This window comes from Mesorhizobium sp. M1334 (genome assembly GCF_040317995.1).
Taxonomy (GTDB): Bacteria; Pseudomonadota; Alphaproteobacteria; order Rhizobiales; family Rhizobiaceae; genus Mesorhizobium.
Window position 1 is genome coordinate 1 of the sequence record NZ_JAMYLM010000043.1, and the last position, 19,495, is coordinate 19,495.

The 19,495-nt window shown below is 60.8% G+C and carries 14 protein-coding genes, 2 pseudogenes and 1 riboswitch; of the genes and pseudogenes, 11 read left to right on the forward strand and 5 right to left on the reverse strand.

What is annotated here, in order from left to right:
• Positions 1-655: 655 nt before the first annotated feature.
• Positions 656-1,822 carry an ATP-binding protein gene (locus tag NKH17_RS32070; RefSeq protein WP_352973408.1) on the reverse strand — a complete coding sequence of 389 codons (1,167 nt, stop codon included), beginning with the start codon at positions 1,820-1,822 and terminating at the stop codon, positions 656-658.
• A 132-nt stretch (positions 1,823-1,954) separates the two neighbouring features.
• On the reverse strand, positions 1,955-3,280 hold the full coding sequence (locus NKH17_RS32075; protein ID WP_352973409.1) for a site-specific integrase: 1,326 nt from the start codon (positions 3,278-3,280) through the stop codon (positions 1,955-1,957).
• Positions 3,281-3,405: 125 nt separating this feature from the next.
• Here NKH17_RS32075 and NKH17_RS32080 point away from each other — a divergent pair, with 125 nt between their 5' ends.
• From NKH17_RS32080 to NKH17_RS32090, 3 genes are all read left to right on the forward strand, one after another.
• On the forward strand, positions 3,406-4,428 hold the full coding sequence (locus tag NKH17_RS32080; RefSeq protein ID WP_352973410.1) for a DUF1403 family protein: 1,023 nt from the start codon (positions 3,406-3,408) through the stop codon (positions 4,426-4,428).
• A gap of 5 nt (positions 4,429-4,433) precedes the next feature.
• Complete coding sequence (gene scpB, locus NKH17_RS32085; protein ID WP_352973411.1) at positions 4,434-5,186, forward strand: SMC-Scp complex subunit ScpB; 753 nt, start codon at positions 4,434-4,436, stop codon at positions 5,184-5,186.
• Positions 5,187-5,461: 275 nt separating this feature from the next.
• Positions 5,462-5,791, forward strand: coding sequence for a hypothetical protein (locus tag NKH17_RS32090; RefSeq protein ID WP_352973412.1), 330 nt, complete (start codon positions 5,462-5,464; stop codon positions 5,789-5,791).
• On the opposite strand, the gene NKH17_RS32095 is transcribed toward NKH17_RS32090, so the two are convergent.
• Positions 5,788-7,161, reverse strand: a complete 1,374-nt coding sequence (locus tag NKH17_RS32095) for a transposase (RefSeq protein ID WP_352682176.1) — start codon at positions 7,159-7,161, stop codon at positions 5,788-5,790. The two genes, NKH17_RS32090 and NKH17_RS32095, sit on opposite strands and share 4 nt — an antisense overlap.
• A 155-nt stretch (positions 7,162-7,316) precedes the next feature.
• Here NKH17_RS32095 and NKH17_RS32100 point away from each other — a divergent pair, with 155 nt between their 5' ends.
• The 8 genes and pseudogenes from NKH17_RS32100 to NKH17_RS32135 all read left to right on the forward strand — a co-directional run bounded on the left by NKH17_RS32100 (position 7,317) and on the right by NKH17_RS32135 (position 17,789).
• Positions 7,317-8,354, forward strand: coding sequence for an IS110 family RNA-guided transposase (locus tag NKH17_RS32100; RefSeq protein ID WP_352973413.1), 1,038 nt, complete (start codon positions 7,317-7,319; stop codon positions 8,352-8,354).
• Positions 8,355-9,021: 667 nt separating this feature from the next.
• The gene (locus tag NKH17_RS32105) at positions 9,022-9,636 is read left to right on the forward strand and encodes a TniB family NTP-binding protein (protein WP_352973414.1); all 615 of its coding nucleotides are present in this window, start codon (positions 9,022-9,024) and stop codon (positions 9,634-9,636) included.
• Between the two features lie 1,073 nt (positions 9,637-10,709).
• A riboswitch (glycine riboswitch) is annotated at positions 10,710-10,800 on the forward strand.
• Between the two features lie 138 nt (positions 10,801-10,938).
• A complete protein-coding gene (locus NKH17_RS32110) occupies positions 10,939-12,180 on the forward strand; it encodes a D-amino acid dehydrogenase (RefSeq protein WP_352973415.1) in 1,242 nt (413 codons plus the stop codon).
• Between the two features lie 10 nt (positions 12,181-12,190).
• A complete protein-coding gene (locus NKH17_RS32115) occupies positions 12,191-12,463 on the forward strand; it encodes a hypothetical protein (RefSeq protein WP_352973416.1) in 273 nt (90 codons plus the stop codon).
• 71 nt (positions 12,464-12,534) lie between these two features.
• A pseudogene (locus NKH17_RS32120) lies at positions 12,535-13,876 on the forward strand (IS1380 family transposase).
• A 261-nt stretch (positions 13,877-14,137) separates the two neighbouring features.
• Entirely contained in the window at positions 14,138-15,133 is a 996-nt protein-coding gene (locus NKH17_RS32125; RefSeq protein ID WP_352973417.1) for an NAD-dependent epimerase/dehydratase family protein, read from the forward strand.
• Positions 15,134-15,310: 177 nt separating this feature from the next.
• Positions 15,311-15,577, forward strand: a complete 267-nt coding sequence (locus NKH17_RS32130; protein ID WP_352973420.1) for an Lrp/AsnC ligand binding domain-containing protein — start codon at positions 15,311-15,313, stop codon at positions 15,575-15,577.
• A 184-nt stretch (positions 15,578-15,761) separates the two neighbouring features.
• Positions 15,762-17,789 (forward strand): CocE/NonD family hydrolase, encoded by a 2,028-nt coding sequence (locus tag NKH17_RS32135; RefSeq protein WP_352973418.1) that lies wholly within the window; start codon positions 15,762-15,764, stop codon positions 17,787-17,789.
• Positions 17,790-18,139: 350 nt separating this feature from the next.
• Here the strand turns inward: NKH17_RS32135 and NKH17_RS32140 are convergent.
• Positions 18,140-18,304: pseudogene (locus NKH17_RS32140) on the reverse strand (transposase); the annotation flags it as partial.
• Positions 18,305-19,025: 721 nt separating this feature from the next.
• A complete protein-coding gene (locus NKH17_RS32145) occupies positions 19,026-19,355 on the reverse strand; it encodes a hypothetical protein (protein ID WP_352973419.1) in 330 nt (109 codons plus the stop codon).
• Between the last annotated feature and the right edge of the window lie 140 nt (positions 19,356-19,495).

The window sequence follows — 19,495 nt, forward strand, 5'->3', positions numbered from 1 at the left end:
CGTCACTGTCGCATTTCTACTTTGCTGGACCCTGCCCCTCGCAAACGCAGGATGCGACATTTCTACTTTGCAGAGCGAGCGACATTTCTACATCACCGCCACAAAGGAATTGAATACGCTAGGCAATTTGCCGATTTTGTCAGCGGACAACGAACCTCGCTTTTGAGGTTGCCCTTTGGCACCAGCAGAAGGCTTCAAGTTCGGCCGAGGCCCACGTGCTGGGCATCGCCTAGCAATAGACGTCAGCAAGGCCGGGCGGTGAGTGAAGGCCCGTTTCAATGACATACGCGTAGTGGTCGGCCCGAACTTGTCAGCCACGATGAGCAGTAGTAATTCGACCTCGGCGATTGTCCTGGACGATCGAGGTCATGGGACACGACAAGACTGCAGTAACCGGCGCGGCCATCTCACACCGGGCAATCAGATCAACAGCAAAAGCGGCTCTCTCAGAAATCCGCGGAGCGGGCCTGAAACGAGTAATGTCTGGGCGGACTAATGCTCATCGCAGTGTTTCGGGCGAGGGTCGAGGCAGGCTAGCTGCGACTAACGCTTTGAGAAGACCTCAGCGGGTCAGCGACGGAGTGAAATGCTATAAAGGCGCTGTGTGCCGGATGGGGCGGGTCGTAAGGGGACAGAGAGGCGGGCGAGGATCCTGTCAGCCAAGTTGGACCAGCGTTTTCGCAAGGATATGAAGTGGCACTGCCTCGACGTCATGTTTCAACGGAAAGCGCTCTGCTCCCGGATAGACAACGAGGCGACGGATAGGATCTATGTCCTCGCACGCTAGATGAAAGCCCTTCTCCACTTTTGGCGTCAGGCTGCGCTTGATTTCGATCGCCCAAGGGCGGCTGCCTGGAGGGGTCAAGAGGAGGTCGATCTCGGCGCCGGCGGATGTGCGATAGAAGTTGGCTTCTGTGCCGGACGGTGCGACCGCAATCAACGTCTCAATGACAAATCCTTCCCAGCTGGCGCCGGCCACGGGATGAGCGAGAACATCTTCAAGGGTTGTCAGTCCAAGCAGCGTATGTGCAATGCCGCTGTCGCGGACGTAAACCCGCGGCGACTTGACTAGACGTTTTCCGATATTTGCATGCCACGGCTCGAGCCTTCGCACCAGCAGCAGATCGACTAGCAGGTCGAGGTACGACGCAATTGTCTTGCCATCGACTCCGAGGGCTCGGGCAAAGTCGGCCGCGTTGAGGAGGCCGGATTGATGATGTGCCAGCATGGTCCAGAAGCGGCGCAGCGTTTCGGCCGGAATGCGAGGCCCGAGCAGCGGGATATCGCGCTCAAGGTAGGTGCGGATGAAGTCCTGCCGCCACCGCTGACTGGCGCGGTCGCTCGTAGCCAGAAAGCTGTCGGGAAAGCCGCCGCGCACCCACAAGGGGTTCAACTGTTCGGCCGGCACCTCCAATCCGTCAATCGGATGCATTTCAAGATAGGCGATGCGGCCGGCGAGCGTCTCGCCAGTCTGCCTGAGGAGATCGATGGAAGCGGACCCCAGCAGCAGAAAGCGCCCGGTCTTCTTGCCGCTGCGGCGACCGCGGTCGATCAAGCCACGAAGATTCTGGAACAGGTTTGGAAGCCGATGGACCTCATCGAGGATCACCAACTCGCCCTCATGTTCGGCAAGGTAGAGCTCCGGCTCCGCAAGCTTGGCTCTGTCCGCATCGGACTCGAGATCGAGATAGATCGACGGCCGTGTCTGGGCTATCTCGAGCGCGAGCGTAGTCTTGCCGACTTGGCGCGGCCCAATCAGTGCCACCGCAGGGGTAGTGTCTATCAGTTCGGCGAGTTGCGTTTCGATGCGGCGCTTGATCATCCTCGCAATTATGGAGTGCAATTCCTGATTTGCAAGGACGGAACCGAATTGGTCAGCGTAATTGAGCTATCGGCACGCAACGCCGGAATTTGGGAGAGGTATGCCAGAATTGCAGGGGAAGGACCTCGTCCTCTATAATCCTGACGCTTTGGTGAGATTGACGCGGAAGCGATCGCGCCGGCGCTGGTATCTGCGGGTCATCTCTGCCGAGGCGTGGCCAAGCTGCTTCTGCACATAGCGTTCGTCGACCTCGGCCGAGGAGGCGAGGCCAGCGCGCAGCGAATGGCCGGAAAACTTTTGGCCGCGCTCGCCCTCGGAAAGATCACCGCGCACGCCGGCAGCGAGCGCCGCGCGCTTGACCAGCCGCGCCACCTCCTGGTCGTTCAATCGCTGGGCTCCGACAGCCTTGCCCTGGCCGGTGACCCGTCGAAATAGCGGTCCGTGCCCAATCCGTGCCAGTTTCAGCCAGGTCTGCAGGGCGACCATGGGGCAGGTCGCGTCGGAGGAGCCACGACCGATCTCGACCTCGCGCCAGCCCGTCTTGCCGCGCAAGGTCACCAAAATACCTTTGTCGAAAATCTCGACCCAACCGCGGCCGTCCTCCGTCTGATCCCTGGCAACGTCGAGCCCGACGATTTCCGAACGCCGCAGTCCGCCGGCAAAGCCTAAAAGCAACATGGCGCGATCACGCAGGCCGCGCAGCGTGCCGCGATCGAGTGTTTCCAGCATGGCCATCAAATCCTCGGGCAGAATGGCTTCCTTCTGCAGGGGAGGGGAGGCGTGGGTGTTGCGGATACCGGCCAGCACGGTGGCAATGTGGCGGTCTTTCCTGTCCAGCGGCTGGCCACGCTGCGTATAGTTCCAGGTCAGCGATGAAAGACGGCGCTCGATGGTCGCCACCGATCTTTTGTCCCGACCAGATCCCGAGGCTTGCGCGGTGATGTAAAGGCCGACGGTCTGAGGATCGGGCGGCAACACCTCGATGTTCTGGCGGCGCGCCCAGGCGCAGAAATGCTTCCAGTCGGCGGCGTAGGCGCGGCGGGTGTTGGTCGAACTCGCCGCCTCGACATAGTCGCGAGCACGGTCGGCAAGCAGATCCAGATGGGCCGGCAGGCGATTTGGCGCGGTCGCCGGCAGGGGAGGGGGTGAGGAGTGGTCGGCGTCGCCGGCGGGAAGCCAACGGTTTGGCTTCCCGAACGAACGATCGCCCGGAGCCATAGCGGAGGGCGTTCCGTCCGAAGCACCGTCGACCGGCGGGCCCATCGCCATGACGAGATCGATGATGTCCGGCAACTCGTTGTCGGGACCGCCGCTGTCGAGACAGTCGCCGGCAATCGGCGCTGACGGCTCGGCCGAGGCCAGTGCGGCCGAAACCGCCTCATCCGGCCCCGTGCTGTGGGACGCTCCGGAGTACTTTCGGGGCGGTTTTTTGGGCTTCTGCTCGACGTTTTGGGCCATTCTTCCTATAAGGACCAAAACGAACGATAATGCAACATTATCGTTCGTTATAGATGCGCGACAGGTACAGCGCTTTTTGCCTGTTTCCGTTGCCAAAAGCGCCGCCATGATTCATCCTGCTTGCGATGATTCTGCGTCCCAAATCCTCTCCGCGCCACCACGCCACGTTTGCCGGCGCCCCTTCGACCGCGCCGATCGCAACGGTGCCGGCCTGGCTGCGCCGCGCCATCCCGGATGCGCAAAGCCTTGCGGGAAAAGATGTTGAGGACATTGCCATCACAGCCGGCGCCGCCATCGGCGCGCTCGACGCGCTGGTCCGCCGACAGGAGCGATGGGCCGGCGCCTGGAGGCAGCGGCTGGCGCTTTCGGCGTCCGCGGTAACGGCGAAGCAGGCCGGCCGCGTCGAGGATGAAAGCGCGCTGCGCGACGCCGTGCTGCTCACACGGCCGGGCGATTTTTTGTCCGTCGGTCCCGCCGGGCTTTTGCTGATTGCCTGGCGCCGGCTGGCAGCCCGGCCCGCAGACGAATTGCTGACGGAGAAAAACCTCGCTGCGGTGTTGGAAGAGTTCGGCTACGCCCCGGATGATGAGGTGGTCAGCGGTCTGGCGGACGATCTCCGGCAACTCGCCGCCAGTGACGGGACGGTGGGAATGATGACCGGCGCCATCGCGATCGCCGAACGCCACGGCTTTGCGCGCGCCGTCGGGGCATGGCTCGCCGACGCCCTGCTGGCGCAACGGCTGGGTTGGGCATACGCCATGCCGCTGCTGGGCGCCGAGGCAGCCTTGGGCACAGGCGCCCGCCCGCGTCGATCGGCGGCCAGCTCTCTGGTGACAGGCATTGAGACAGATCCTGAGCGTGCCAAAAGTCTGCTTGCCGCCCAGGCGCGCGCCGCGTTGCGCGCCATTGATCTTTCCGCCGAGCTCGGGCGCCGCGCGGACCGGCTGCTTGCGGTAGCACCGAAACTACGCGCCCGGGCGTCGGATCTTGTCGTCGAAAGGCTCTTGTCCGACGATGCGATCGTTGCCTCGGCAAACATCGCCGGTATGAGCGACCGGGGGTTGCGTCGCCTGATCGACCGGTTGGTCGAACTCGGCGCGGTGCGTGAACTGTCCGGCCGCCCCACCTTCCGCATCTACGGGCTGTGAAGACGATGGCGGAGAGTGCACGTAGGAGAAGGGGAGGAGCGCAAGGAGGCGACGGGCGGCCAAATGACCATTTGTTTGATCGCGAACTGGATCACCTGTCGCCGGAGGCGCGCTGGCGCGAATGGATGAACCGCGTCGAGGCAACGATCTTCGCCGCCAGCGAACCGGTCAGCCGCGAAACGCTGGCCCGCATTGTCGGAAAAAGCTGCAGCATCGATCTGCTCATCGACGACATCCGGGAAGAATTGCGCGGCCGGCCTTACGACCTGGTTGCCGTCGCCGGCGGCTGGAAGCATCTGACCAGACCGGCCTATGCCGACGCCATTCGTGCGGCGGTCGGTGCAAGCGAAAAGGCAGCCGACCTGACGCAATCCGAGGTGCTGGTGCTGATGTGCATCGCCTATTTCCAGCCGATCACCCGCGCCCAGCTGTCATCTTTCTTTGGCAAAGAGATCAGTCGAGACCTGATCGGGCATCTGCGCGGCGCCGGTCTGATCGCGTCTGGTCCGCGCAGCCCGACACCGGGCGCGCCCTACACCTATGTGACGACAAAAGAATTCCTGCTGGAGTTCGGGCTCGACACGTTGCGCGACCTGCCGGATTTCGAGGCGCTCGAGGATGCCGGATTGCTGTCGAAGGAGAAGCTGCTGGCTGGAGATATTCCGACCGGGCTGAGCAGCGGGGAGGGCGACGGCGAAGAGGAGGATGCAAGCGTTAATAGGGTATCGAGTTTGGTACCTGAGAGAGGGGATGCTTGATGGAGTCTGGGCAACCACCACTTGAGTTCATGTGCCCCGAATGTGGGCTACGATCAGCGAGACCATTGAAGAAGTTCCAAGCTATGACGTCTTGGCAGACCGGGAGTCCGACGCGCAGGAATATTCTGAGCAGACCGTAGCTTGTCCGGCTGCGCGCACGAATTTATTGTCGCCGTCCGAAACACCGGCGCCTCCCTCGTGGCCGAACTCGCGGATCACAAGGCGCATGTGACTGTGATCGATGATCCGGTCCACACTCCCGAGACCCATGGGAGGTGGAAGCGTATCAGCGCGAGAACCTACCGAGCGACCCGGCACAGATCTTCAAATTTGCGACCTACGACATCGGTCATATCGCCGCCGAGATGGAGGGGCGGGGCCTCATCGGCGCACTGAACCGCATGCTGCTCGTCCAGTACTTTTCCGCCATCGAAGCATATCTCAGCGATCGTCTCATCAGACTGGTGCTCGATGATCCGAAAGCAATGTCAGCATTGGTGAAGGGCAACAAGGAGTGGATTGTGTTGAAGAAGTCGGTGATTAAGCCAGGCGTTCTTTTCGCCGCGACGAGTTGCGATTGGGTCGAGGCGGCCTCCTTGCCCTAAGTGGCTGGGATTGGTGTCCGGATAGTGCAGATCTTGGCCAATTTCCTGAGGTTCTGGGCGATGGCTGCGAGGTGGAACTCATCGCGGGCACCACAGGGGCCGCGCAATCGCAGTCTGTCGAGCTTCAGGATGCGCTTGAGGTGCGCGAACAGCATCTCCACCTTCTTCCGTTGATAGCGTGAGGTTTGGTAGGCCTCGGTCTTGGCGATGTCGCGGGCCATGTCGCGCGCGCCCTCATAGATCGAGCGCAGCACTTTGCGCGCCGGCTCCTTCGGGCAACAGCGGGGCTTCAGGGCACAGGCGTCGCAATCCAGCTTGCTGGCGCGATAGCGCATCATGCCATTCTCGTCGACGAGAGGGTGTGGCACCCGATAGGTCTTCTGGCGCTGCCTGAGCGTCTTTCCGCCCGGGCAAATATAGGCATCGGCCTTATGGTCGTAGGTGAAGTCGTCGCGCGAGAAGGTGCCATCCTTGCGCCTAGACTTGTCGAACACCGGGATATGCGGCTCGATCCCACGCTCATGCACCAACCAGTTCAGCATTTCGGCCGAGCCGTAGCCGGTGTCGGCAATCAGCCGCTCCGGCCACAGGCCGAGCTCGTCGTGCGCCCGCTCGATCATGGTCTTGGCGGCCGTCACCTCGGCTTGGCGCACCGCGGTCGAGGGCTCCACATCGACGATGACGGCGTGCTCCACGTCGATCAGATAGTTGGTGCAATAGGCGTAGACGGCCGGGCCGCCCCAAGAGGCGGTCCAGCGTGCTGCAGGATCGACAGGCGATACGAACTTTGGCTCTACCGGCGTGGCGGCCCCGAAGGCGGCGTCATCCAGAGTGGCGAGATACTCAGCCACGGCCCGCTTGGCTTTGGGATTGAGGTCCTCGGCCGTTTCGATCCCGCGCTGACGATGGGCGTCGGCGACGATCATGCTGGCATCGACCGCAAAGCCTTCGCCGCCGACGAGCCCTTCAGCTATGCAGCGCCGGACGACGGTTTCGAACAGTTCGCGCAGCAGGTCGGCATCGCGGAAGCGGCCGTGGCGGGTCTTGGAGAAGGTTGAGTGGTCAGGCACATCACCCTCGAGACCAAGCCGGCAGAACCACCGATAGGCCAGGTTCAGATGTACCTCCTCGCACAGCCGGCGCTCCGAGCGGATGCCGAAGCAATAGCCGACGATCAGCATGCGGATCAGCAGCTCAGGGTCGATCGAGGGACGGCCGATCGAGCTGTAGAAGGGCGCCAGATGCTGGCGGATGGCGGACAGGTCGACGAAGTGGTCGATCGCTCTGAGCAGGTGATCCGCCGGCACATGCCGCTCCAGGCTGAAGCCGTAGAACAGCTCCTCCTGCATCACACTTTGCTCGCCCATCATCGACTCAATCTCCTCTTACGACGAAGATTGAATCAGATGGGATATTCGGCTTGAGCCCCATCTTTGACGGTGATGGACGGAGGTGCTGCGCTCCGAGCTGATGATAGAACGTGGTCTGCAGCTACAGCCACAAGCATCAGGAAAGGAAACGCAGCATGAAGCATTATGCCGGATTGGATATCTCGGTAAAAGAGACCGCCGTTTGCATTGTCGATGAAACTGGCAAGATCTGCCGCGAGGTCAAGGTGGTCAGCCACCCCGACGACCTCACCGCGGTTCTGAAAGATCCCGCCTTGCGCATCGAGCGGATCGGGCTCGAGGCCGGACCGTTGTCGCAATGGCTGTTCGAAGGCCTGGCCAGGGCCGGTTTGCCGGCAATCTGCATCGAGACCCGACACACCAAGGCATTCCTCAAGGCGCGGCCGAACAAGACGGATCGCAATGATGCGCGCGGCATCGCACAGATGATGCGCGTCAACCTGTTCCGCCCGGTGCATGTCAAGACGCTGACGAGCCAGAAGCGCCGCGCGCTGCTGACGGCGCGCAAGCTGCTGCAGGAAAAGGCCCTCGCCATCGAGAACGACCTGCGCGGCCTGTTGCGCAATTTTGGGCTCAAGGTTGGCGTCGTCGGGACCGTCAAGTTTGAGGATCGGATTCGCGAGCTCGTCGAAGACATGCCTGATGTAGCGCAGATCATGGCGCCGCTGCTCGCCGCCAGGCGGAGGCTGCGCGAGGAATTCTTTCGCCTGCATCGCAAGGTACTGACGATCGCCAGGGACGATACGATCTGCAATCGCTTGATGACCATCTCTGGCATCGGTCCTGTGGTGGCGCTGGCCTATACCGCGACGATCGACATTCCACAGCGGTTCAGAAACTCCAAAACGGTGGGGTCCATCCTGGGACTGACGCCGGTGCTCAACCAATCAGGTGAAAGTCACCGTGTCGGTCGCGTCTCGCTGTGCGGCGACGGGATGATGCGCACCTTGCTCTACGAAGCCGCCCAAGTGATGATAACGCGCGTGAAGAAATGGTCGTGGCTGAAGGCATGGGCGATGAATGTCGCCAAGCGATCCGGCCTGCGAAAAGCGGTCGTCGCGCTCGCCCGCCGGCTGGCGGTCATCATGCACCGCATGTGGGTGGACGGCACCGAATTCCGCTGGACGCGGGAGGCCTGGCCAGCCGCTATCTGACCGGGAAGGCCGTAAAGGAGAGAGACAAGTTCCGCCACCGGCGGAAGCACGTCCTTCGCGGGACGATGGATGAGGCGAGTTCGTTGAAGCACTCGGACCGGTCGCTCACTGCAGCCGATCAGGCCGCGAATCAGATTGTGCCGCTTCATTCTCCTGATCCCATGCTGGGAGGGCTAAAGCCGATCCCGTAGAGAAGCGAGGCCCCGCGAAAGACGTCAAACGCCGAAGAAGCGGTAAGCTCGAACGCGCTTGACTTCGACACGCCGAATAGAGAAGTGCTTCAGGACTGCTGCAACCCGGACTTTTTCAACACAATCAGTGGGTCGCGGACAAGATCGAAGTCGTTGAACTCGCGTCCAATCCGAACGCTTTTCGCGATTGGGTACACATGCGGCTGCGCGAGCTGATGTACCATAAAAGATCGATCACTACTACCAGAGCGCCCTCGGCTCGACAATTTTTCCAGATGAGGCGACCAAGAAAACGCTTATGGAGTGCGTGCCGGTGCGGCACGATTGCGTCCATCGCTACGGCCGCGATCACGAGGGTCGGGAGCGATCCATAAGCAAGCCTGACCTTGAGAGGCTGAGCGAAGCCCTTGAAGGCATGGTCATTCATATCGAGGCCGCATCCGCTCGGCGGGGAGAGGCTGGCTGAGGCGGGCACCATGTCTATTCATTCTGTGGTTGTCGACGGGCCGCTGGCGTTGCGGATGGAACGGCTTGATGCCGCTCGTGAAGGAGATCTTGTATCCCGCAATAAGACAGTCTCTCGACGCTGGCGGCTACGAAGACATCGGCAAGGTTTCCGGCTTGCCCGGAATGCCATCGGCCGTGCTCTCCGCTCTCCGGAGCTGGTGGGACGTCGGTATGGCGTCCAAAAGGACAGCAAGTTCACATACGATCTTGGGAAGGATTGCATGAACTTTCTGGGTGCCCGATACGGCCCGACGCGTCCGTTGCTGGTGGACGAATATCAGAATTTCACACCCACTGTTTTGCGGGAGCTGCTGCACCTTCAGGAGCACTGCGGTTTCGCCTTGCTGCTTGCCGGCAACACTCACCGGTTAGCTGGCACGAGGCGTGATACCCACGCCATGGATCAGATCGAAAGCCGTATCGGCATGCGTTTCGAGATCGGGCAGCCGACGCGGGAGGACTGCGTGAGGATAGGCGCCGAACACAACGTTGAGGGAGCCGACGCCTTGCGGGTTGGATTTCACAAGTCGTCCAAACATGCCCTCGCCATTCAAGCCAAGCTGCCACACTTGCGCATTCGCTAACCCAGAAACGGGCTTCATCATGGCTGGCTGGATGGGCTGTCTCGCAGCGCGAATGTTTGAACGCGAGGATCGAGCGCCACGAGGGTCCTCTTCGCGCATATATTTCAGACCAAGCCTGCTTGTGCGGTCCACGTTTCAGCAGTCGATGCACTTTGGTACAAATCATACTCCACTATGCATCTATACTCGTAGTTGCACAACAACCCCACCATTAATTCAGAAAGGGGGATTCGCCTCGCGAATGTATTCCACCAGGAGAAAGATTCCGACGACCGACGCTGACACTGGCAGGAAGCTATGGGCGTTATCTGATCGAGCCCAGTCACTTGAAGTGTCCAAACCGTGGCCCCCTGCGGCTCGCCTCTTCGACGCGAGAAAAAGCTATTTTTGGAGCGTCTACAGAAGCTTGCGAAGACTTTTGGGACCGAGAACGACATCGGTGTCGTCAGACTGACGCGGTTCGGATGTGTGACTAGCGACTTTGAACCAGCGGGTTCGATCTGGAAAGCACGTTCCAATGCTACGTCGTGGTCCGAAGGGCGATCGATGTCACGACACGATGCCGTAGGTTAGGCGAGAGATCTGGAACTGATGCGCGAGTAATTGACTTATTGCCTCCTCCCAAGGCAGTACCGGCCCGGCAGCGAGCGTAGTCTCCTGCCGGGCTTCCAGTTCGCTGAGTGCCTGCACACCTTTGCCACAGCCACAACCGAACGTGCCTCCCCGGTTCAAGCCCAACCGCCTCTCCTGCGCGCCGCCTGACCCAAAGAAATTACCGGGCTCGATCCCGCGCCGATTACTGGCCGTGCCGAGGTGGCGAGCAGTTGTGCTTGGACTTCGTTCAGCCGACGAGAGGATGCTCAGCACTGCCGCACTGACATAAACGGTCTTGGTGGTTCGGGCGCCTCAAATGTGCTGCATGACGTTTTCGAATGTCCCACAGGTTGCGGAAGAAGGGGGCATCCTTGGTTCACGCGTTTCAGCTTGCCGGCGAAAATGATGGGTCTGCATCAATATTGAGGCGCAACCAGTGCTGTAACTATCGTTGAACAGAGCTATACACGGACCGTTCAATAGGCAGCGCGGGAGAGATCGGCACGTGGTCGACACCGACGGAGCAACCCCCCAAGGAAACTCTCAGGTACAAGCGACCGTCCTGCCGAACAATCTGGAGAGAGACGCCGGAGCGTCCACCGAAGGGGAAAGCCGGGCCTCCCGGTTAAGCTCTCAGGTACCGTGACAGATTTGGGGGTTAGCCGCGGGCCGACTGGCCCGAACCCATTGTCCTGTCTGGAGAGCGAAATGCCCAAGATTGTTGTGATTGGTGCCGGCATTACCGGCGTGTCGACAGCCTATGCCCTTTTGGAACACGGCTATGACGTCACCGTGCTGGAGCGTCAGCGCTATGCGGCAATGGAGACCTCATTTGCAAATGGCGGCCAGCTCTCGGCGAGCAATGCGGAAGTCTGGAACCACTGGTCGACGATCTTAAAGGGCATCAAGTGGATGGTGAGACGCGACGCGCCACTCCTCATGAACCCGGCGCCGACATGGCACAAGTACAGCTGGCTTGCGGAATTCGTCTCCCATATCGGAAAGTACCGCGAGAATACTGTTGCCCCCACCCGTCTGGCGATCGCTGCGCGCAGGCACATGTTCGACATCGCTGAGCGGGAAGGCATCGATTTCGACCACGTTCGCCGCGGAATCCTGCATGTCTATTGGGACAAGCCTGGTTTCGACCACGCTACGAAAGTCAATCAACTCCTCGTCGAAGGAGGCCTTGACAGGCGGCCGGTCACAGCTGGCGAGATCGCCTCTCTTGAGCCGGCCTTGCAGGGCGCTTTTTATGGTGGGTTCTACACACCTTCGGACTCAACCGGTGACATCCACAAGTATACCACCGGATTAGCCCGTACATGCGAAGGACGCGGTGGAAGTTTTCTCTATGACGCGTCGGTGACAAAGATTGAGCGACGCGGCCGGTTCAGGCTGACGTACTCTACCCATACTTCTCAGGCGCAGGTTATCGAGGCCGACGCAATTGTCGTATGCGCGGGCTCGAACAGCCGTGACTTCGCGGCGATGTTGGGCGATCGCCTCAACATCTATCCTGTCAAGGGATACTCGATCACGGTCCACCTGGAGGACAATGCGGCAGAGGAAGCCGCTCCGTGGGTGAGCATCCTCGACGACCGGGCTAAAATCGTGACCAGCCGGCTTGGCGCAGAGCGCTTCCGAGTGGCTGGCACCGCCGAGTTCAACGGCCAAAACTGGGACATAAGGGATGGCAGAGTAAGACCTCTGGTAGACTGGACGCGGCAACTCTTCCCGGGCGTCAATACGAACCGCGTTGTGCCGTGGGCTGGCCTCCGTCCTATGATGCCTAACATGATGCCGCGTGTCGGCAAAGGGAAGGCGCTAGGCGTCTACTATAACACGGGCCACGGGCACCTTGGCTGGACACTGTCTGCCGCGACATCAGCCATGTTGGCTGAGGCCGTCGCAAAGGATCTTCCTGTTCACAATCGTCTGGTGGCATAGGGAGGATAAGGTGGATAGCCAGCAGCTAAACGCCCGTATCGAGATTGCCGGACTGAAGATCGCTCGGGAGCTGCACGACTTCATGCGTGATGAGGCGCTACCGAGCACAGGCATCGGCAATTCGGCCTTTCGGGGCTCTTTCTCGCCGGTCGTGCATGATCTCAGCCCCTCCAACCGCGATCTGCTGGCGTTCGCGACGAGATCTAGGAGCAGATCCCGCCGGCCGATACTAGCCCGTCTTATGCATGACGGCGTGTTGGAGAGGCTGGCGGATGTAGCTTAAGCGGTTGATTTGGCGTAGGATTCAGTTGCTTAGGCCAACCCTTCCACCAGATCTCGCGAGCCACACCCGCCATGACCGACGATACGTTGCCGCCGTTGTGTTTTCCAGCCGTCGGACGCAAGAAGATCACAGCTGCGTTGATGGCGGACGCATCACATCGGATGGCGGCGTTATGCTTCTGGCCGCCGCCGAGCGGCGTTTGCGACTGGCCGACCGGCTTGCGGCTGCGATCCACGATCCGCGTCACCCGCAGCGGGTGAGGCACGCCATGGCCGACATTCTGCGCGCCCGCATCTTTGCGATCGCGTGCGGCTACGAGGATGGCAACGATCTCGACCGGCTGCGCACCGACCCGGCCTTCAAGCTCGCCTGCGGACGGTTGCCCGACAGCGGGCTCGACCTGTGCTCGCAGCCGACATGCTCGCGCCTGGAGAACCTGCCCGACCTCAAGACCGTCATCCGGCTCGGCGATGTGCTGGTCGACCTGTGGCTGTCGAGCTATGCCGCGCCGCCCAAGATGGTGACGCTCGACATCGACGATACGCTCGATGTCGTTCACGGCCATCAGCAGCTGTCGCTCTTCAACGCCCACTACGACGAGCGCTGCTTCCTGCCGATCCATGTCTATGACGCCGCGACAGGACGCCCGGTCGCCATGATCCTGCGCCCCGGCAAGACGCCGACGGGCAAGGAGATCCGCGGCCATCTGCGCCGTCTCGTGCGGCGCATCCGCGCCCGCTGGCCGACCACCCGTATCCTGGTGCGCGGCGATGGCCATTACGGCCGGGCGCAAGTCATGGCATGGTGCGAGGACAACGGCATCGACTATATCTTCGGACTGCCCGGCAACACGGTTCTCCAGCGGCTCGTCGACGAGAGCGCCGACGACGGCCGCACCCGCCGCGCGCTCGAGCGCAAGCCTGTGCTGCGCGGCTATGCCGAGACCCGCTACAAGGCGAAGTCCTGGAAGCTTGAGCGCGCGTCTGCGCCCGCATCGAGGCGACTGCGATGGGCCTCGACATCCGCTTCGTCGTCACCAATCTCGACAGCGGCTCGGCCGAGCACCTCTACGACGTGATCTACTGCGCCCGCGGCCAGGCCGAAAACCTGATCAAGATGCACAAGAGCCAACTCGCCTCCGACCGCACCAGCTGCCGTTCGCCGATCGCCAACCAGGTCCGCCTCGTCCTGCACACCGCCGCATACTGGCTGATGATCACCCTGCGCGACGCGGTGCCCACATCCCATCATCTGTGCAAAGCCGAGTTCGCCACGTTGCGGCTCAGGCTCCTCAAGCTCGGCGCCCGCGTCATCGAAACCGTCTCGCGCGTCCGCCTGGCCTTCGCCGCCGCCTGTCCCGAGGCCAGCCTGTTCCGGACGCTCGCCAGCAATCTGCAGCCGGCTGGACCATGACCGCCGGGGCAGCAGCCCCGTCGAACCAGGCAGCTTCCACCTCCAGCGCGTACACAAGTCCAGACACAGCCGCGGTGAAAAAGACGCCGCGCTGCCACCCGTCCGCCGCTCAGCGCCAAACAAACCCAGATGCGTCATGAATAAGACGGGCTAATCCCTGCGAAGGGACCACAATCTCTTAACAGAAGCCTAAAATTGACTACTGATATTGGCAAACAACTTCGAATCAGTCGACGGTCTCTAATCTAAGGATTGACAGAAATGACTCCCGTCCAGAAGACCAATGTTCCGCTCCGCATCCTTATTTTGGGCGGTACCGGCTTCATCGGATCTCACGAGGTGCGCTACGCCGTCCAGCGAGGACACACCGTGACCGTCTTCAACCGCGGGCTCGGGCAGGCAGATCTCCCTCCAGGCGTCCGGTACCTGCGCGGCGACAGGAGCAACAACCTTGACTCGCTGAAAACTGCGTCATGGGACGCCGTCATTGACAACTCCGCCACCGACCCGGCTTGGGTCCGCATGTCTGCAGAGTTGCTGCGGGACCGTGCAAAGCTTTACATGTATGTGTCCTCCACCGGCGTCTATTTCCCATACCTCACGACGGACATTAGCGAGGCTGTGAAGCCGGTTTGGATAGAGAGCCCGTCCAATGGGTGGAGTAGCTTCGGCGTAAGCAAGGCGCTCTCGGAGATCGAGGCCGAAAAGGCGTTCCTCGGGAGAACCATCATTGTGCGGCCTCACTACATCGTCGGCCCGGGGGATACTACGTACCGCTTCCCCTATTGGCCGCAACGCGTCGAGCGCGGCGGCGAAATAATCGCGCCCGGTCGTCGGACGGACGCCGTACAATTTGTGGACGTGCGCGACCTGACCGAGTGGATGATCCGGATGGTGGAACTGGAGGCGACCGGCACTTACAACGTGGCGGGTCCGCGCACGCCGCTGTGGATGACCGATTTCCTCACCGGGGTGCGCGCATCCCTTGGTGCCTCTGAGAACGACGTACGCTTTACCTGGATCGACGACTATGACTTCCTGGAGGAGAATGGTGTGGACGAGGTCGTGCCCTGGGTGCCGCTATGCGGCGACGCTCTGGGCTCCGCGAGCATCAACTTCGACAAGGCCCTAAGGTCTGGACTCACCCAGGAATTCCAGCGCGGTGCCTCCAGGGCGCAGGGCCAAGCCCGATTTCGCGCTTACGCCGGAGAAGGAGGAGGTAATGCTCGCAGCGTGGAAGGCGCGAAAGGTGGCTGACACGGAAGATAAAAGGAATGTGCAGACGATCGCTGCTCCGAAGCCGGTGCCCATCTGCATCAGAACAGAAGTGTTCGCCACATACGCGGCGTTTATCTATCAAGAGAGCAGCGGTTCTTTGAAGTTTATGACATCAGGAGCAATTCTTCGATCCTAATTCAAACGAGGTGAGCATTTCTGAAAGAGCCAGGTCGCGTTTCCAGTGATCTTGTCGATGAGTTCAAGCGCGCGATGCGCGCGGCCAAAGAGGCGACCCAATGTTACCTGGTTACGGGCGTCGCCGATTTCGTGTTGCTCGTCTCAGTCGAGGACGAGGACACCTTTGTCTTCGTCAAGACAAGGCTCTATACTAATCCTATTGTCAGAAAATTCCGAAGCATGATTTCACTCGATCGTGTCAAGTTTGACCCCGCTCAGCGTATAGGCGTTGGCCGGTTGCGCTGAACCCATCAATCCGGGCTGGTTTTCGAAATCGCCATTCGAATTCCAGCATCAGATTGATCTTTTTCGCCAAGCCAACTGTGCGATCTAAGAACTCAGTTGACTGCCTCACCCGTGAATTCACGCCCAGTGTCGGGCCTGCGCGCCGCCGAGACAACCTGCCGTAGATTAAAAAGAGATCAGTCCAATGAAAGACATCCATGTGGTCACCGATTTCCCGCGCAAGGTCCGCGAGATTGAGAACCTGTGGATCCCGATGCCAGATGGCGTGAAACTAGCTGCCCGCATCTGGGTCCCGGAAGACGCCGAAGCCGATCCGGTCCCGGCCATCCTCGAATACCTGCCTTACCGCAAACGCGACGAAACGGCGGAACGTGATGCGCTCACTCATCCCTACTTTGCCGGTCATGGCTACGCTGGCGTACGTGTCGATATTCGTGGCACCGGCGACAGTGAAGGTGTTTGCAAGGGCGAGTATCTGAAGCAAGAGCAGGATGACTGTTTGGCCGTCATCGAATGGTTGGCCAAACAGCCTTGGTGCTCGGGCGCGGTCGGCATGATCGGCATTAGCTGGGGCGGCTTCAACGGGCTCCAGGTCGCCGCGCGCCGCCCGCCGGCGCTTAAAACGGTGATCTCACTGTGCTCAACCGACGACCGCTATAATGACGACATCCATTATCTCGGCGGCGCGCAGATGTGCGACAATCTGGACTGGGGCACTACCGCGTGGGCGATCGCCATGACGCCGCCCGATCCACTGATCGTCGGCGACCGCTGGCGCGAGCTTTGGGAAGGCCGCCTTAACGGCAACGGCATCTGGATGCAGGAATGGTTTGAGCATCAGCGCCGCGACGAGTTCTACAAGCACGGCTCGATCTGCGAGGGTTACTCCGATGTCGAGATCCCCGTTTACCTCGTGGGTGGCTGGGCCGACAGCTATCCGAACCCGATCTTCCGCATGCTCGAAAGACTGCCTGGGATCCGGAAGGGCCTGATTGGTCCGTGGGGTCATAAATATCCGCATTTCGCCATGCCCGGACCGCGCATCGGTTTTCTCAAGGAATGCCTGCGCTGGTGGGATCAGTATCTCAAGGGGATCGATACTGGCATTGCCCATGAACCGATGTTACGGGCTTGGATGCAAGACCCCTGTCCCCCGGCTGCCATTTATGATGAGCGGCCCGGCCGTTGGGTCGCGGAGCCCTCCTGGCCGGGACCAGGCGTCGGTGCACGATCACTGGCCCTTTCGCCGGGACGCCTTGCAGAGGGCGCCAGCAGCGATGACGTGCTGACAATTTGCTCACCGTTGACGGCGGGCCTCTCCTCGGGGGCGTGGTGCGCTTTTGGCGTCGTTCCAACCTTGCCGGTAGACCAGCGCATGGAAGCCGGCAATGCGCTTGTCTTCGAAACGACCCCTTTGGAAGAAACCGTGGAAATTCTCGGCTTTCCGGAATTCGAGGTAAAGCTCGCCTCGGACAAGCCAGTTGCGGTGATCTCAGCGACGCTATCGCTGGTATTCGAAGACGGCGCAGCATCGCGCGTTAGCTATGGCATTCTCAATCTCACGCATCGGCATGACGAGCTCGAGCTCCAGCCAATGCAGCCAGGCAATCCCGAAACGGTGCGCTTCAAATTGCGCTGCTGTGGCCAGCGCTTCGAGAAGGGTCAGCGCATCCGGCTTGCCATCGCCACCGGGCATTGGCCGATCGTTTTTCCAGGGCCGGAGAAGGCGACGCTGTCGATTCATTGCGCTGGCAGCAGGCTGACCCTGCCGGTGCGCAAGCCGCAGCCACTGGATGCAACGCTTGCGGCGTTTGAAGGGCCGGAGAGCGCAATGCCTATGGCGCAGGAAGTGATTAAGTCCGGCGAGCCCTTCCGGCGCGAGGTGACGACCAACCAGATCACCGGCGAAACCACCTACACTGTCGTGAGCGACGCCGGGACAGTGTGCCACCCACACACCGGCATCACTCTATCGGATAGGCAGACAAACGTCTTCGTCGTACATCGGGACGAACCGAATTCGGCACGCGGAACCGTGACTTGGGAGAAATCCTACGCCCGAGGCGACTGGGACGCCAGGGTTAGGGTTTCGGCGACGGTGCACGCGCTACGTGATGTCTGGCGCGTGGAGGCCCATCTTGTTGCGCGTGCTGGCGACGAAGTCGTCGTTGATCGCGAAGAGGTCAAGGAGTTTCCACGCGATCTGAACTGAGGAGATCAGTGGCGGCAGCGTCCCAGATCGAATTCTGCGGCAGCGAGCGTCGCGTGGCCGCGACCCTCGCCGAATCGGCGGTCAATTCCGTGATCACCAAACGCATGGTCAAGAAGCAGCAGATGCGCTGGTCGATGCAGGTTCGGACAGCTGAGATGAATATACAAGCCCAAACCGCCCCTACTGTGCGCCGCGTAACACCCCTGGCAGCGCTGCCACTTCACCAGGAACGTGCTGGCGCACGTCGGCAAGAACGGCCGCCGCGTCGTCTCGGCCTTCATCGCCACCGCCTTCGCGCAGGAGACGGCCGAGCGCCAGGTGAACAATTGCTGCGGGGAAAGTCCATACCGGCGTGCCACAGCACAAACCGTCTCGCCCGCCTCGTAGCTCTCCGCCACTATCCGGGCCTTCTCCTCCGGCGGCCACTCACGCCGCCGACCCGAACCAGTGAAGATCTCCAGCCGACGGACCGGCTCTCCGTCCCTGGACTTAAGCGTAAACTCTGAAACCGTCATATGTCGAAGCCCTCAAAGGCGTCGAACATCGCCCCTTACATCCACGCGCGAAAGGTGCCGCCGGAACAGCCCTTACGAATCTCCGATCAAGGATTTGAGAATTTGGACAAGCCGGTAGCGCCGGCGACCATTTGAGGATGTCGGCGAGCGCTGCTCATTCGAGAGATCGTTCTCCTGCGTTTCCATTGTTTTGCCCATCGTGTCGCGTCTGCTGTAGCAGGCTGTTTGTCTTCGATGCCTATGTTTTTTACCAACTGGTTCACGTGCTTCCGGTGATAAGGCGCTCCTGACCGAGCGGGACGATCAGCAGAGTCGCGCAAATTCACCCGCACCCACTATTGCGTCAGGCGGGTCCGAACGGTTTAGAATAGTTCCGCGTGGATAGCGGCAGTGCTCGATGCCGAAGACGACCGGCCACAGGTTAAGGCGAGCGAGCGCCTGCTGCTCGGCGGGCGCAACGTTGGTATCAGTGACGGCCCGGCACGGCACGGGTGACGATCCCTCCGATCAGTCGCCCATGGCCGTGGCCTTTTCCAACTCTTTCACTGGCGTGGCATCCAGACGCCGTCGGCGGAATTGTTCCTAGGAGGAGACCAACAATCCGTCCTCGATCCGCTTGCCGCCGCAACTACACACGGCAGGAAACGTCCCTCACCAGTTGCCAATTCTTGATGGCAATATTCCCACTAGTCAAGGTCACAGTGCGACCACCAAGCTGGGTTTAAACGGCTGCACATTCCTCGAACGCGAGTTGATACAGATATTCGATAAAGCCAATCGTAGCTTCGTCAAATCCAGCTACCTTTGCATCAATGCTTTCAATAACCATGAACTCATCCGGTGCGTGAAGATTCCCGCCCCTACCGAGGCCGAAGCCGCAGGCTGGCACATTCAGCGGTTGGCCGGTGAAAATCACCCCCGGCCAAGAGCCAGCATCTCTCGGCACCAGCGTATGTTCGATGCGCGAGCGTGTGAGTACGGCGCGCTGCGCCCTCACAATCACACTGTCCTCATCTATCTCGGTGGGATCGTAGCCGCCTGTAACGTTCACCTCGATATCACCGAAGCCGTGCCGCTGGAGATGCGTGTTTAGATCCCATGAGGAGTGAACAGCGGCCGGCGCTCTGTCAGGGTGAGGCTGCATCGAACCACTCACTCAACAGGAGATCGCCGTGGAGAATGTGTCTGCCC

Bases quoted from the DNA above. Each gene is read 5' to 3' on its own strand.
- NKH17_RS32070 (WP_352973408.1), bottom strand. From the start codon at position 1,822: ATGATCAAGCGCCGCATCGAAACGCAACTCGCCGAACTGATAGACACT.
- NKH17_RS32075 (WP_352973409.1), bottom strand. From the start codon at position 3,280: ATGGCCCAAAACGTCGAGCAGAAGCCCAAAAAACCGCCCCGAAAGTAC.
- NKH17_RS32080 (WP_352973410.1), top strand. From the start codon at position 3,406: ATGATTCTGCGTCCCAAATCCTCTCCGCGCCACCACGCCACGTTTGCC.
- scpB (WP_352973411.1), top strand. From the start codon at position 4,434: ATGGCGGAGAGTGCACGTAGGAGAAGGGGAGGAGCGCAAGGAGGCGAC.
- NKH17_RS32095 (WP_352682176.1), bottom strand. From the start codon at position 7,161: ATGATGGGCGAGCAAAGTGTGATGCAGGAGGAGCTGTTCTACGGCTTC.
- NKH17_RS32100 (WP_352973413.1), top strand. From the start codon at position 7,317: ATGAAGCATTATGCCGGATTGGATATCTCGGTAAAAGAGACCGCCGTT.
- NKH17_RS32105 (WP_352973414.1), top strand. From the start codon at position 9,022: ATGTCTATTCATTCTGTGGTTGTCGACGGGCCGCTGGCGTTGCGGATG.
- NKH17_RS32110 (WP_352973415.1), top strand. From the start codon at position 10,939: ATGCCCAAGATTGTTGTGATTGGTGCCGGCATTACCGGCGTGTCGACA.
- NKH17_RS32125 (WP_352973417.1), top strand. From the start codon at position 14,138: ATGACTCCCGTCCAGAAGACCAATGTTCCGCTCCGCATCCTTATTTTG.
- NKH17_RS32135 (WP_352973418.1), top strand. From the start codon at position 15,762: ATGAAAGACATCCATGTGGTCACCGATTTCCCGCGCAAGGTCCGCGAG.